The 13171-nt window shown below is 68.9% G+C and carries 13 protein-coding genes; 3 read left to right on the top strand and 10 right to left on the bottom strand.

All coding sequences use genetic code 11. The annotated features are described in order from the left end of the window. Positions 1 to 248: 248 nt before the first annotated feature. The 4 genes from IEY36_RS05405 to IEY36_RS05390 form a co-directional block, all read right to left on the bottom strand. Complete coding sequence (locus IEY36_RS05405; RefSeq protein WP_188965891.1) at positions 249 to 1415, bottom strand: fumarylacetoacetate hydrolase family protein; 1167 nt, start codon at positions 1413 to 1415, stop codon at positions 249 to 251. Positions 1416 to 1496: 81 nt separating this feature from the next. After that, positions 1497 to 2012: a glycosyl hydrolase 108 family protein gene (locus tag IEY36_RS05400; protein WP_188965890.1), complete on the bottom strand. Its 516-nt coding sequence runs from the start codon at positions 2010 to 2012 to the stop codon at positions 1497 to 1499. Positions 2013 to 2058: 46 nt separating this feature from the next. Further along, entirely contained in the window at positions 2059 to 3213 is a 1155-nt protein-coding gene (locus tag IEY36_RS05395; protein ID WP_188965889.1) for a patatin-like phospholipase family protein, read from the bottom strand. A gap of 271 nt (positions 3214 to 3484) precedes the next feature. Further along, positions 3485 to 4690, bottom strand: a complete 1206-nt coding sequence (locus IEY36_RS05390; RefSeq protein WP_188965888.1) for a patatin-like phospholipase family protein — start codon at positions 4688 to 4690, stop codon at positions 3485 to 3487. A 138-nt stretch (positions 4691 to 4828) separates the two neighbouring features. Here IEY36_RS05390 and IEY36_RS05385 point away from each other — a divergent pair, with 138 nt between their 5' ends. Continuing rightward, complete coding sequence (locus IEY36_RS05385) at positions 4829 to 5803, top strand: Bug family tripartite tricarboxylate transporter substrate binding protein (RefSeq protein ID WP_188965887.1); 975 nt, start codon at positions 4829 to 4831, stop codon at positions 5801 to 5803. Next, positions 5800 to 6882 carry a malate/lactate/ureidoglycolate dehydrogenase gene (locus IEY36_RS05380; protein ID WP_188965886.1) on the top strand — a complete coding sequence of 361 codons (1083 nt, stop codon included), beginning with the start codon at positions 5800 to 5802 and terminating at the stop codon, positions 6880 to 6882. Before IEY36_RS05385 ends, IEY36_RS05380 begins: the two co-directional genes overlap by 4 nt. Positions 6883 to 6919: 37 nt before the next feature. On the opposite strand, the gene IEY36_RS05375 is transcribed toward IEY36_RS05380, so the two are convergent. The 6 genes from IEY36_RS05375 to trxB form a co-directional block, all read right to left on the bottom strand. Continuing rightward, complete coding sequence (locus IEY36_RS05375) at positions 6920 to 7891, bottom strand: Bug family tripartite tricarboxylate transporter substrate binding protein (protein WP_188965885.1); 972 nt, start codon at positions 7889 to 7891, stop codon at positions 6920 to 6922. Positions 7892 to 7973: 82 nt separating this feature from the next. Next, positions 7974 to 8963, bottom strand: a complete 990-nt coding sequence (locus tag IEY36_RS05370; RefSeq protein ID WP_188965884.1) for a Bug family tripartite tricarboxylate transporter substrate binding protein — start codon at positions 8961 to 8963, stop codon at positions 7974 to 7976. Positions 8964 to 9065: 102 nt separating this feature from the next. Beyond that, on the bottom strand, positions 9066 to 9650 hold the full coding sequence (locus IEY36_RS05365) for a DNA-3-methyladenine glycosylase I (protein WP_188965883.1): 585 nt from the start codon (positions 9648 to 9650) through the stop codon (positions 9066 to 9068). Between the two features lie 42 nt (positions 9651 to 9692). Continuing rightward, positions 9693 to 9932, bottom strand: coding sequence for a hypothetical protein (locus tag IEY36_RS05360; RefSeq protein WP_188965882.1), 240 nt, complete (start codon positions 9930 to 9932; stop codon positions 9693 to 9695). 582 nt (positions 9933 to 10514) lie between these two features. Continuing rightward, positions 10515 to 11405, bottom strand: a complete 891-nt coding sequence (locus tag IEY36_RS05355) for a LysR family transcriptional regulator (protein ID WP_188965881.1) — start codon at positions 11403 to 11405, stop codon at positions 10515 to 10517. Beyond that, positions 11405 to 12379, bottom strand: coding sequence for a thioredoxin-disulfide reductase (trxB, locus tag IEY36_RS05350; protein WP_188965880.1), 975 nt, complete (start codon positions 12377 to 12379; stop codon positions 11405 to 11407). The genes IEY36_RS05355 and trxB overlap by 1 nt, the downstream gene beginning before the upstream one ends. Before the next feature lie 145 nt (positions 12380 to 12524). On the opposite strand from trxB, the gene IEY36_RS05345 reads away from it, so the two are divergent. Beyond that, the gene (locus IEY36_RS05345) at positions 12525 to 13001 is read left to right on the top strand and encodes an Lrp/AsnC family transcriptional regulator (RefSeq protein WP_188965879.1); all 477 of its coding nucleotides are present in this window, start codon (positions 12525 to 12527) and stop codon (positions 12999 to 13001) included. The last annotated feature ends 170 nt before the right edge of the window (positions 13002 to 13171 follow it).

The following is a 13171-nucleotide window of genomic DNA, read 5'->3' as shown; positions in this document are numbered from 1 at the left end:
ACCCCGCCAAAGGCCTAAGGGCCTCTGGACACCTTGAATGGGCGATGGGCGCGCCGGGCTGGCCAGCATGGCGGAGGACGATCCCTGCGTGGCGCCAGGAAGATCGCCAGGCAGCGGGCAGGGCTGATGCCCCTGCAACGTGTGCTGCCTGCTCTGCCCGGCACCAGGTATCGGCTTCCAAAGGCCCCCCGGCCTTTGGTGGGGTGAGGTCCGGAGAGAGGCGACGCCCCTCTCCGCTGTCCCGCCCGTCACGCCCGAGGCAGCCCGCGCCGCGTCAGCGAGGCAAACAGAGCGCCGGTCCCGAACACCCAGGGCGGGCATTCATCCGTCCGGTCCACCTCATTGACCAGCGCGCCGAGCTGGGGCGACGATACCCGCACCACATCGCCTTCCTGGTGGGTGAACCCCATCCCCGCCGCGCCGCGATCCTTCGACGGCGAGAAGGGCGTGCCGAGATACAGCACCGCCCCATCCGGGTATTGGTGGTGCGCACCGATCATCTGCCCGACGATGTCGGTGGGGTCGCGGCTGATCGAGCCGACCGCGCCGCGCTCATCAAGCGCGAAGCCGTCGCGTCCGCTGATGGTCAGGGTGATCTCGGCCTGGCGCACATCCTCCAGTGTGAACTCCTCATCGAACAGGCGGATCATCGGCCCGAGGGCGGCCGAGGCGTTGTTGTCCTTCGCCCGGCCCAGCAACAGCGCGCTGCGCCCTTCCACGTCACGCAGGTTCACGTCATTGCCGAGCGTCACCCCCTGGATGCGGCCGCGGCTGTTCACCACCATCACCGCCTCGGGTTCCGGGTTGGACCATTGCGAATTGGGGTGGACGCCGACCTTCGACCCGGTGCCGACCGCGGCCATCGGGGCGCATTTGGTGAAGATCTCGGCATCCGGGCCAATGCCGACTTCAAGGTATTGGCTCCACCAGCCCTTCTCGACCAGCGCGGCCTTGACGCGCATCGCCTCGGCGCTGCCGGGCACCAGGGCGGCCAGGTCATCGCCGATGATCTCGCGCACCTCGACCCGCACAGCGGCGGCGAGCGAGGCATCGCCACGGCAGCGCTCCTCGATGACGCGTTCCAGCATGGAGCGGACATAGGTGACGCCGGCGGCCTTCACCGCCTGCAGGTCGATCGGCGCGAGCAGCCAGGGCTTGGCCGGGTCGCGCGCGTCATGCGCCGAATTGGCCAGCAGCGCGTCGAGGTCGAGCGCCATTGGTACGCCGCGGGTGCGGATGCAGGCGGTGGGCGTCTCCGCCTCCATCCAGCGGGACATGGTGCCCCACATGGGCGTCATGTCGAAGGCGGCGCCGCCGATCAGGCCGACGACGCAGGGCCCGTCCGGCGTCATGATGCGGGCGGCGAAGGTGCCACGCGCCATATCCGCAGGCAGGCAGGTTCGGTCCAGCCGCATCAGCGATCATCTCCCAAGTTCTTCTCGGGGATAGGCTGGCCGCCCGAGAGCCGTCTGCCAAGAGGGGCGCGGCCGGCCTGCTCAGCAGACGGGCGTGAGGTCCCTTCGGGCCGATGCGATGCGACGGGCCCGGCCTGATGTCGCGGCCGGCAGGCCTCGCGTTTCGCGCCAGGCGGCATGGGCGGCGGCGATGGCATGGGCCAGTGCGGCGGGCTCGCGCATCCGGGCCGCGGCAAGGGTTGCTGCATCGGGCGCGCCGGTCGCCTCGACGCCGAGTTCCACCTGCAGGTCCGTCAGGGCCTGCAGCGTCCCGGCCTCCACCGCATAGTCGAACAAGGCGAGGTCCGGGCCTGGCGGCAGTGCACTCGCACCCAGCGGCGCCCAGACCATCGCCCGCAGGATGCGCCCCGCCTCGTCACGCCCCAGGGCGCGCAGCGCCGGGGCATCGGCCGGACCGCCTATCCAGACGGAGAGCAGCCCAAGCCCGATGCCATGCGCGGCCGGCCCGTCAAGCAGCGGATCGCGCAGCCTGAACCCGCCATGCGCCGTCATCACGGTTGCAGCGCAGGCGGCGAAGCAGTCCTTGGCAACGGGCATGGCACAGGCTGGCGTCGGCAGGGTTGAGATTGCCTTTCCGGGCTGGTCAGGGTGGCAGCGTGTGCTTCCACGGATAACCTTGCCGCGCCTTGCCGTAGCCGTAGTCGAACAGCGCGCGCAGATAGTCCTGGTCGAAGGATTCGGCTGCCGTCGTCGTGAAGTCGTCATCGATATTGGCGAGGCGGAACCCAATGTCGTGCCGCTGCGTCGCTGCCTGGATGCGAAAGATGTCGTTGACGCCCGAGGCACCGAGCAGTGTCGAGATGGCCCGCTCGGCAATCGTGAAGGCGCGCCGCGGAACCGGCCCGCCGCTCTGGGTCAGCCGCCCGTTGCGCACGATATAGGCGGTCACGGCCGGCGGCGTCAGGCCCGCGCGGATGCGTTCGGCACGGCTTTCGCCGAGGGCGGGCGGATAGAGGAAGGCCTGCGCATAGGTGCCGCCATCCACATGCATTTCCTGGAAGGGCCGGCCGTCGACCGTCACATCGATCATCACCGGCGGAAACACGGCGGGCACCGAGGCCGAGGCGAGCAGTACCTGGCGCGTGAGCTCGAGCGCGCGCGGATGCCCGCTGGCGGCGATGGCGCCGATATTCCAGCCGACCGGCCGCTGCGCATCGAGATTGGTGGTGTTGATGATGAGCTGCCGCCCGCCGCGATAGCCCTCGGCGATCTCGGCGAGCAGGGCGTCGTCCATGAACCGTGCGATGGTGCGGGCGAGCGGCGCGCTGTCGGCCAGGGCATCGTCGACCAGCGCGGCGAGCAGTCCGCGGCTGGTCAGCACATCGGCCGCGGTGATCTCGGTATAGGCGGCGCGCAGCTGCGGGTCGCGCCGCGGCCCGACGAAGACCATCGGCGCGGTCAGCGCGCCGGTGCTGGTGCCCGTCGCCAGGGTGAATTCGGGCCGATCGCCGTGCTCGGTCCAGCCGCAGGCGAGTCCGGCCCCGAACGCCCCGTCATCCCCGCCGCCGGAGAAGGCGATGATGTGCCCGTCCGGCAGCCGGTCGCGCGGGCCGAGGCCGAAACGCCGGCGCTGGCGGCGCCCGGCCTCGTTGAATTCCTCGACGATGCGCGGAACGTCGTGCGGATCGGTGACGCAGAAGCGTTCATTGGGCACGCCGAGCACCTGGGCATTGCGCACGCGCGCGGCCGGCACCGGATCGACCCGCCGCGGGATGGCGCAGCCGGCCAACGAGAACATGCCACCTGCCAGGACAGCGCGCCGGGCCAGCCTGAGCCAGCATTCTGCTTCATGCATGGCGTCCAGGTTAAGGCAGTTCCCGATCCGGTGACATCACCTGAACCGGTCATGGCGTCCCGATCGTCAACGAGGCGGATCGGATTCCGTACACCAGGACGACGCGGCACGACCCCGTTCGGATGCCGTGGCAGGCCGCCGCGCCGCGCGGGCATTTGCGCCGCCGCCGCCTGGCCGAAGGCTCCACCCGGTACGCCGGCAGCCGACGCCATGCTCAGAAGGGCGGGCGATGCGCCCAGTCATAGCCGCGCCGCCCCGCCGCGAGGCCGTAGTTGAACAGGACCCGCATATAGGTCTGGTCGAAAGGGGAGGGCAGTTCCTCGGTGAAGTCCGAGCCGATGAAGGCGAGGTTGTAGCCGATCCCGTCACGCTGGGTGTTGGCCCACATCCGCCCGATATCATTGTAACCGCTGGTGGTGATCATGGTGGAGATGGCGCGACCGGCGATGCCCAGCGTGCGACGCTCCACCGTGGCCCAGTCGGGGTCGAGCCGCGCATTGCGGATGATGTAGGCCTCGGCCTGCCGAGCGGCGGTGCCCTGGCGGATGCGCGCGCGCCGCTGCTCGCCGAGGGCGGCGGGATACAGGAAGGCCTGCGCGAAGGCGCCGCCATCCACATGCATTTCCTGCTTCGCTTCGCCATCCACCGTCACGTCGAACATCACCGGCGGAAAGGCGCCGGGGATGGAGGCGGAGGCGAGCAGCACGCGGCGGATGAGGTCCGGCGCGCGGGCGTCGCCGCTGGCGGCGATGGCGCCGATGTTCCAGATGACCGGGATCTGCGCATCGAGATTGGTCGTGCCGATCAACAGCAGCCGGCCTTCCTGATGGGCGCGGGCGAGGTCGGCGAGCATGGCCTCGTCGATGACGCGCGAAATGGTGCGGAACAGCGGGGAGGTGTCGGCGAGCCCGTCGGCGAAGAGGGCCGCATGCAGCAGGCTGCGGCTTTCGAGAATGTCGGCCGGCGACAGCTCCGTATAGACGCTGCGCAGCTTTGCGTCATAGGCGGGGCCGAGATAGGCGAAGGGCGCCGTCAGCGCCCCCGTGCTGACGCCGGTGACCAGATTGAAGACCGGGCGCGTGCCGTTCTCGGTCCAGCCGCAGAGCAGGCCGGCGCCGAAGGCCCCGTTCTCCCCACCGCCGGAGACGGCGAGCAGATTGATCGGCGGCAGCGGCACGCCGGGACGCAGGGCCAGGCGGCGCCGCGTGCGTTCACCCGCGGCGACGAACTCGGCATCCATCGCGGCCAGGCCGGCACGGGACAGCACCAGGAAGCGCTCGTTCGGCAGGCCCAGCACCGTGGCGTCGCTGGTGCGGGCTCGTGGAACGGCGGGGCCGCGTTCGAGCGCGGCACAACCCTGCAGTCCGCCGGCGGCGGCAAGGGCGAACAGGGAACGGCGCGAGGTCTTGGCGATGGCCATGGGGGCCTGATCCTGACTGACGTGCAGGCGCAGCATAGACCGGGCCGGCGGCGGGCGACATGCCAACGCCTGCGTGGATGGACGCGACGGGCGCCATCGGCCAGTCTCATAACAATCGGGAAACCCGGAGGAAACACCATGACCACCCGTCGCGCCGCCCTCGGCACGCTCGCCGCTGCCGGTGCCCTCGCCCTGCCGCGCATTGCCCAGGCCGCTTGGCCGGCCGACCGGCCCATCGAAGTGATCGTGCCCTATCCCCCCGGCGGCGGCGTCGACACCATGGCGCGCATGGTGCTGCCGGTGGTGCAGAACCGCCTGCCCGGCGCGCGCTTCGTCGTGGTCAACCGCGCGGGCGCGGGCGGGCAGCTCGGCTGGGAAGCGGTGTTCAATGCCGCGCCCGACGGCTTCACCCTGGCGGCGACGTCGGTGCCGGCGATGATCACTTATCCGATGGAGCGCACGGTGCGCTACCGGCCGATGGAATTCACCTTCATCGCCAATGTCGTCGACGATCCAGGCGGGTTGTTCGTCGGCGCCGATTCGCCGCTGCGGACGCTGGCGGACCTGGTCGCGGCGGCCAAGGCTAATCCCGGGCGGCTCAGCTATGGCACCACGGGTATCGGCTCGGATGACCATCTGCTGGTGCTGGGCCTTGAGGACAAGCTGAGCCTGCCGCCGATGACCCATGTGCCGTTCAACGGCATGGCGCCGCTGTCCACCGCGTTGGTCGGCGGGCATTTGCAGCTCGGCGCCTTCAACATGAGCGAAGGCCTCGCGCTGCTGCAGGCCGGTCGCATCCGCGGCCTGGGGCAGGCGGCGGCGACGCGCTGGTCCGGCACGCCGGATGTGCCGACCTTCAAGGAGCAGGGCATCGACCTCATCAGCGGCGCCACACGTGGCATTGTCGGCCCGCCGGGCCTGCCGGCCGAGATCGCCGGCAAGCTGGAAGAGGCCTTCCGCGCCGCCTTGTCGGACACCGATTTCGTGCGGGAGGCCCAGCGTCTCGGCCTGCCGCTCGCTCCGCGCATCGGCGCCGACTTCCGCAACGATGTCGCGACGCTCGAGACCAGCCTGCGCGGGCTTTGGCAGCGCCGGCCCTGGAAGGAATCATGACCGAAGCCGATACCGTCCACGTCGAGGCGCAGGCCCTCGGCGACTTCCTGCGTGCCATCGTGGGTGCGACCGGCAGCAGCCGGCAGGAGGCGGAGGAAGTTTCCGCCCATCTGCTGGAAGCCAATCTGCAAGGGCATGACAGCCACGGCATCATGCTGCTGCCGCGCTACGTGCAGCATGTGCGCGAAGGCAAGCTGCACCCGGATGTCACGCCGACGCCGGTGCGGCAGGAAGCCTCGCTCGCGCTGTTCGACGGCAATATGGGCTTCGGCCAGCATGTCGGCCGCCAAGCGATGGACTGGGCGATCGAGGCTGCCCGCCAGCACGGCCATGCGGTGATGGGGCTGCGCAACGTCCATCACATCGGCCGTGTCGGCACCTATGGCGAGCAGGCGGCGCGAGCGGGGATGATCTCCGTCCACTTCGTCAATGGCGTGTCCGGGCCGCCTTCGGTCGCCCCCTTCGGCGGGTCGGACGGCAGGCTGTCGACCAACCCGGTCTGCGTCACCATCCCGCCGGCCGAGGCGGGCGGGCAGCCGCTGGTGCTGGATTTCGCGACCTCGGCGATCGCGCTCGGCAAATGCCGGGTGGCGTTCAATGCAGGCCGGCCGGTGCCCGAAGGCGCGCTGGTCGATGCGAAGGGCCAGCCCACCACCGACCCCGGCGTGCTGTATCGTGACAATCCGCGCGGCGCGCTGTTGTCCTTTGGCGCGCACAAGGGTTACGGCTTGGCGCTCGTCTGCGAGATCCTGGCCGGCGCGCTGCTGGGTGGCGCGACCGCCTGGCGGCCGGAGATGCGCGAGCGCGGCATTGTCAATTCCTGGCTCGCCTTCGTGCTCGACCCGGCGCGCTTTGGCGACGTCTCTGCATTCCGCGCGGAACTTGCGGCCGTGATCGCCGATGTGAAGGCCTCGCCCGCCGCGGACCCGGATTACCCGGTGCTGGTGGCCGGGGAGAAGGAGCGCATCACCAAGGCAACGCGCCTCGCCGGCGGCATCCCGGTCGATACGACGACGTGGAGGAATTTGGTCGAGGCGGCACGGAGCCTGGGCATCAACGCGCTGCCGGCGGTGCGGTAGTCGGACTGGAGGGGATTTGCCCCTCCAGTCAGCCCGCTCAGTCCACCCGCGCGCCCGACGCGCGGATCAGCGGCGCGAAGGCCGCCTCATTCGCCGCACGGAAATCCGCGAGCCCCTCCGGTGTCGTCCACCACGGTGTCGCGCCGTTTTCGCGGAAACGCTGCATCAGGTCCGGGCTTTCCAGCGCCTGCTTGGTCAGCGCGTTCATGCGCTGGACGATCGGGGCCGGGACGCCGGCCGGCGCCAACACGCCACCCCAGGAGGTGATCTCGAAGCCGGGCAGGAATTCCGCCATGGTCGGGATTTCGGGGGCCATCGGGCTGCGCTCGGCGCCGGTCACCGCCAGGGCCCGCACTTGGCCGGCGCGCGCCTCGGCAAGGCCCTGCGGGATGTTGTCGAAGATCATGTGCACGCGCCCGCCGATCAGGTCGACATGCGCCGGCGCGCCGCCGCGATAGGGCACATGCAGGATGTCGAGCCCGGCGAGGTGCTTGAACATCTCCCCCGACAGATGAACGGTCGTGCCGGAACCCGAGGAGGCATAGGTGTACTTGCCGGGATTGGCACGCAGCAGCGCGATGAGTTCGGGGACGGTGTGCGCCGGCAGGTCGTTGTTGACGATCAGCAGGTTCGGCAACTGCCACAGTCCGGAGACGAAGGTGAAGTCACGCCGCACATCAAAGGGCAGGCGTGCATAGAGCGTCGGCGCGATGGAAAGCGAGGAGACCGAAGCGAGGCCGATGGTGTTGCCATCCGCCGGGGCGCGGGCGATCGCCTCGGTGCCGACATTGCCGGCGCTGCCGGAGCGGTTCTCGACGACGAATTGCTGGCCGGTGATCTCACCCATCTTGGCGCACCACAGGCGGGAGAGGATGTCGGTGCCGCCGCCGGGCGGGAAGATGCCGATGAAGCGGATGGTGGTGTTCGGCCAGATAGACTGGCTGACTGCCGGTGTCGCGAGCGCAAGCCCAGCGCCCGCGAGCAGTGCGCGGCGTGATAGTGACGTCATGGAATGTCTCTCCCTGCCGGTTCTCGGGACCGGATGAGCGACATGTCACGATGCCGCACCGGCCAGCGTCAAGGGCGTGGCGTCATTCCACGACGGCACCAGACGCGCGGATCAGAGGCGCGAATCGCATTTCGTTCTCGCGGCGGAAATCGGCGAGGCCTTCCGGCCCGACCCACCAGGCGGTCGCGCCGGCGGTCTCGTAGCGGTCGCGCACGGGTGGGCTTTCGACCGCCGCGCGACCCAGCTCGGCCATGCGGGTGACCATGGCAGGCGGCAGGCCGGCCGGCGCGATCACGCTGCCCCAGGAATTGATCTCGAAGCCCGGCAGGAACTCGGCCATGGTCGGCACCTCGGGCGCTTGCGGGCTGCGGGTGGCGCCCGTTACGCCGAGCGGGCGCAGCTTGCCTTCGCGCGACAGGCGCAGCGCCTCGGGGATATTGCCGAAGATCATGTCGAGCCGGCCACCCAGCAGGTCGGCATAGGCCGGCGCGCCGCCGCGATAGGGCACGTGCAGGATGTTTACGCCGGCAAGCTGCTTGAACATCTCTCCGGCGATGTGCAGCGTGGTGCCGGCGCCCGAACTGCCGAACGAATACCGACCAGGGTCGGCGCGGCACAGCTCGACAAGTTCAGGTACCGTCTGTGCCGGCAGGTCGGGGCGCACCACGAGCAGGTTGGGCAATTGCCACAGGCCGCAGACATAGGTGAAGTCCCGCATCACGTCGAAGGCGAGGCGCCGGTACAGCGTCGGCGCGATCGACAGCGAGGAGACCGAGCCAAGGCCGATCGTGGTGCCGTCCGGCGCGGCGCGCGCGATCACTTCGGTGCCGATGTTGCCGCCCGAGCCAGAGCGGTTCTCGACGACGAAGGATTGGCCGGTGATCTCCGTCATCCGGTTGCACCAGATGCGCGACAACTGGTCGGTGGAGGCGCCGGGCGGGAAGATCGCGATGTAGCGGACCGGACCGGTGGGCCAGGCCGGCTGCGCGAGCGCGGGCGTGCCGAGGGCAGCCGCACCGAGCATGAGCATGGCGCGCCGGGGCGTCGCCATGCGGCGGTGATCCTGGTCCATTTGTCTTCTCCCCAAACGCCCGGTCGGGCCGGGCTTGGAGGCATGGCAGACGAGGCGGACCCGCCGCGTCAAGTTTTGTCTGCCGTCGCGGCGGTGGCGCGGTCAGCCGGTGGCGAGGTGTGGTCCCTGGCTGGTCACGTCGCGGCAGAAGCAACCCAGCGCATGGTCGTTGACGATGCCGACCGCTTGCAGCCAGGCCTGCACGATGGTCGGCCCGACAAATTTGAAGCCGCGGCGCTTGAGATCCTTCGAGACGCGCTCGGCAAGCTCGGCCGAGAGCGCCTGCGTCCGGCCGTCACCGTGCCGCACCGCGCCATCGGTAAAGGACCAGCAGTAGTCTGCGAAGTCCTCGCCGGACGCCTGCATCTCGAGAAAGATCTGCGCGCCACGGATGGTCGCTTCGATCTTGGCGCGGGATCGGATGATGCCGGGATCGGCGAGCAGGCGGAGGATATCGGCTTCGGTGAAGCGGGCGACCTGCCGCGGGTCGAAGCCGGCGAAACCGGCGCGGAAGGCGTCGCGCTTGCGCAGCACGGTGATCCAGGCGAGGCCGGCCTGGAAGCCTTCCAGCATCAGGCATTCCCACAACGCGCGCGGGTCGCGCTCGGGCACGCCCCATTCGGCGTCGTGGTAGTCCCGCTCGATCGGGTTCTTGCAAGCCCAGGCGCAGCGGGGGCGGTCGGGCATGGCGGTGGCTCCTGGTCGGCGGCGAGGCGCTGGCGGTGGCGTTCAGGTCGGCGGGCGGAAGCGCGCCGTGATGCGCGCGAGGCGCCTGGCGAGCAGACGCATGCCGGAAGTACGCTCGCCAGCGGGGGCTGGATGGAGGAAGCGGGCAGCGTCCTCGATGGCGGTGAGTGGCAGCGCGGGGTAGCGCGCCCAGAGGTGGTCACGGGTTTCGGCATCGCTGGACGGCGTGTTGCGGCCGCGCGGCGGCGAGGCGCGCAGACGGCGCAGCGTTGCTTTATCCAACCAGCTTGGCGGCTCCGGGTGCATGCATGCAGCTTGGTCGGGATTTAGGAACAATTCAAGAACACATCGAGAGGGTCGATGGTCGCGATATCGGCATGGCGGAGCGACGCCCACGCTGATGCGGTACTTCGGTCGATTTCTCGCTGATTTCATCAAGCAAGAATCGCACCAACGACGACCACCGCAAGTTGCTCACGCCTCGCCTCGAATCGCCAAAATATGCGTAATAATGCAGTTTGATGCCCGTAAAAGTTGCAGGACTCATCGTCAATTCCGCCTGCCCGGGCGGCGCCGCACAATGGCGTATCTTCGCGCACCGCAAAAAGAAAGGCCCGGAACCCCTTGGGGGACCGGGCCTAAGTCAACAGGGAGGCTTCACGTCTGGGAGACGAGGGATCCAAAGACCCCTTCCGACCTAGTCGCCGGATGAAGAAATCCTAATCCCGAAATCGGCATGCGTGATTCTCGATATGCACCACCCGGATATACCAGAGGCGCATGGCTGGCGCTCACCCTTGCGTGATGTGCGTGGCAGCCCCCGTGACGCGATTCGGGCCCGGCGCATCGCCGCTGCCGGTAGGCTCAGCCCCCGGCGTTCACCAACTCCGCCATCAGGAAGTCGCGGAACACCGCCACGCGCTTCGAATGACGCATCTCCTCGGGATAGACGAAGAAGGCCTCAATGCGCGGCGCCTTCACCTCGGGCAGCACCTGCACCAGGTCCTCCACCTGCTCCATGTAGTCGGGCAGTGCAGCGAGGCCGAGCCCGCTGCGCACCGCGCCCAGCATGCCGGGCAGCGAGTTGATCTCGATCGCCGCGCGGCGTGGCGTGCCGGCACGGCGCCCGGCCTCGGCCAACCAGTTGATGTTGTCGATCGGCGGGCGGTAGTCGCCATAGACGATCAGCCGATGCGCATCGAGCTCCTCGACACGCTGCGGAATGCCCGTCGTCTTCAGATAGGCCGCCGAACCGCAGACCTTCCACCCGAAGGTCGCGATATGGCGCTGGATCAGGTCCGGCTGCCGCGGGGGATGCATGCGGATAGCGACATCGGCTTCGCGCATCGCGAGGTCGAGGTCGGAATCGTCCAGCAGCAGCGTCACACTGATCTCGGGATGCAGGTCGAGCAGCCGGCGCAATCGCGGCGCCAGCCAGGCGCTGCCGAAGCCGGTCGTCGTCGTCACTTTCAGCCGGCCGGCGGGGCGCTCTCGGCTTTCGGTCAGCAGCGCCTCAGTCATCGCCAGCTTGGCGAAGACCTCCCGTACGGTGCGGTTCAGCGTCTCCCCCTGCTCGGTCAGGATCAGCCCGCGCGCATGGCGATGGAACAGCGGCACCGTCAGCGCTTCCTCCAGCGCCTGGATCTGCCGCGAGACGGCGGATTGGCTGAGGTTCAGCGTCTCTCCCGCATGGGTGAAGGAGCCCGCCTCGGCGACCGCGTGGAAAACGCGCAGCTTGTCCCAGTCGATCGGCATCAGGCGGCTGCTTGCTCGGTCTCGGCATCCGAGGCGGCAAGGAACTTCTCCGCCTCCAGCGCCGCCATGCAGCCGGTGCCCGCCGCGGTGACGGCCTGGCGATAGATCCTGTCCTGCACATCGCCCGCGGCGAAGACGCCAGGGATCGAGGTTCGCGTGGTGCCCGGCCGCGTCACGATGTAGCCCTCCGCATCCATCTCGACCTGGCCCTGGAACAGCGCGGTCGCCGGCGCATGGCCGATGGCGACGAAAACACCATCGACCGCGAGCTCCCGCCGCTCGCCGGTGCGTGCGTCACGTAGCGCCAGTGCACGGGCCACCGGCACGCGGCCCGAGGGGTCGGCCAGCACAGCCTCGGTCACGGTATCCCACATCACGGTCACGTTCGGCTTCGCAAACAGCCGCTGCTGCAGGATCCTTTCACTGCGCAGGCTGTCGCGGCGATGGATCAACGTGACGTGGCGGGCAAGGTTCGACAAATACAGCGCTTCCTCCGTCGCGGAATTGCCGCCGCCAATCACCGCGACATCCTTTCCACGATAGAAGAACCCATCACAGGTTGCGCAAGCGGAAACGCCGAAGCCGCCAAGTTCCTTCTCGCCGGGAATGCCGAGCCAGCGCGCCTGGGCGCCGGTGGCGATCACCACCGCTTCGGCTTCGAAGCTGTCGCCCGAATCGCCGATGGCGCGGAACGGCCGCGCCGAGAGGTCGATGCCGGTGATGATGTCGAACAGCACCCGGGCGCCGACATGCTCGGCCTGCTTCTGCATCTGCTCCATCAGCCAGGGGCCCTGGATCGCCTCGGCGAAACCTGGGTAGTTCTCGACATCTGTGGTGATGGTCAGCTGCCCGCCCGGCTGCAGCCCGGCGACGATCAGCGGTTCAAGCCCGGCTCGCGCGGCATAGATCGCGGCCGTATACCCCGCCGGGCCGGCGCCGATGATCAGGAGGCGGGTACGATGAATCTCGGCCACGGCAGGCAATCCATACCTAGTTGCAATTCTCTGGATATCAGGCACTCCCGGCGCCGTCACAACCCAATGCCTTGAAGGACCGCGTCCTTGCAATGATATTGCGCCAGACGCTGCGCCTGAGCAATGAAGCAAACGAGTTGGCACGATGAACCGCGAAGATGATCCCGATCTCGATTCGGTTGACCGGCACATCCTGGCCGAACTCCAGCTGGATGGACGGATGACGAATGTCGAGCTGGCCCGGCGGGTGAATCTGTCCGCGCCGCCCTGCCTGCGCCGCGTGCGCCGGCTGGAGGAGGCCGGCATCATTCGCGGCTATCACGCCGATGTCGACCCGGTCTCGCTTGGCTGGGAGATCACCTTTTTCGCCCTGGTCGGGCTGGAGTCGCAAAAGCTGGCCGTGCTCGACGCCTTCGAGGCGCTGGCGACCGCCTGGCCGGAAGTGCGCGAATGCCACATGATTCGCGGCGGAGGCGATTTCCTACTGCGCCTCGTGGCGCGCGACACGGCACATGAAAACGAGTTGACCACGCGGCTGACAAACGCCGCCGCCGTGCAGCGGGTGCAAACGCTGCAGACCATCCGGACGGCGAAGGACGCGGCGGGCGTGCCGATCGGGTGAGGGGCGCGAGCCTCGGCCTTGCGTGCGCAGACGGCTTGGTGGGGCTCTGAGCCGTGGGAGCCAAGCCGGGGGCTGAACGCCTTGAAGAGGGGCGCCACCCCTCTCCAAATCTCACCCTGCCAAAGGCCTAAGGGCCTCCGGACACCTCGATTTGGCGCCGGGCCCGACGG

Origin of the sequence: Neoroseomonas lacus (genome assembly GCF_014644535.1) — a bacterium.
Lineage (GTDB): Bacteria > Pseudomonadota > Alphaproteobacteria > Acetobacterales > Acetobacteraceae > Neoroseomonas > Neoroseomonas lacus.
The sequence above is the reverse complement of the archived record's forward strand: the minus strand, read 5'-3'. Positions and strand labels throughout refer to the sequence as shown.

Excerpts from the sequence above, each read along its gene's own strand:
- IEY36_RS05405 (WP_188965891.1), bottom strand. The coding sequence starts at position 1,415 with ATGCGGCTGGACCGAACCTGCCTGCCTGCGGATATGGCGCGTGGCACC.
- IEY36_RS05400 (WP_188965890.1), bottom strand. The coding sequence starts at position 2,012 with ATGCCCGTTGCCAAGGACTGCTTCGCCGCCTGCGCTGCAACCGTGATG.
- IEY36_RS05395 (WP_188965889.1), bottom strand. The coding sequence starts at position 3,213 with ATGTTCTCGTTGGCCGGCTGCGCCATCCCGCGGCGGGTCGATCCGGTG.
- IEY36_RS05390 (WP_188965888.1), bottom strand. The coding sequence starts at position 4,690 with ATGGCCATCGCCAAGACCTCGCGCCGTTCCCTGTTCGCCCTTGCCGCC.
- IEY36_RS05385 (WP_188965887.1), top strand. The coding sequence starts at position 4,829 with ATGACCACCCGTCGCGCCGCCCTCGGCACGCTCGCCGCTGCCGGTGCC.
- IEY36_RS05380 (WP_188965886.1), top strand. The coding sequence starts at position 5,800 with ATGACCGAAGCCGATACCGTCCACGTCGAGGCGCAGGCCCTCGGCGAC.
- IEY36_RS05375 (WP_188965885.1), bottom strand. The coding sequence starts at position 7,891 with ATGACGTCACTATCACGCCGCGCACTGCTCGCGGGCGCTGGGCTTGCG.
- IEY36_RS05370 (WP_188965884.1), bottom strand. The coding sequence starts at position 8,963 with ATGGACCAGGATCACCGCCGCATGGCGACGCCCCGGCGCGCCATGCTC.
- IEY36_RS05365 (WP_188965883.1), bottom strand. The coding sequence starts at position 9,650 with ATGCCCGACCGCCCCCGCTGCGCCTGGGCTTGCAAGAACCCGATCGAG.
- IEY36_RS05355 (WP_188965881.1), bottom strand. The coding sequence starts at position 11,405 with ATGCCGATCGACTGGGACAAGCTGCGCGTTTTCCACGCGGTCGCCGAG.
- IEY36_RS05345 (WP_188965879.1), top strand. The coding sequence starts at position 12,525 with ATGAACCGCGAAGATGATCCCGATCTCGATTCGGTTGACCGGCACATC.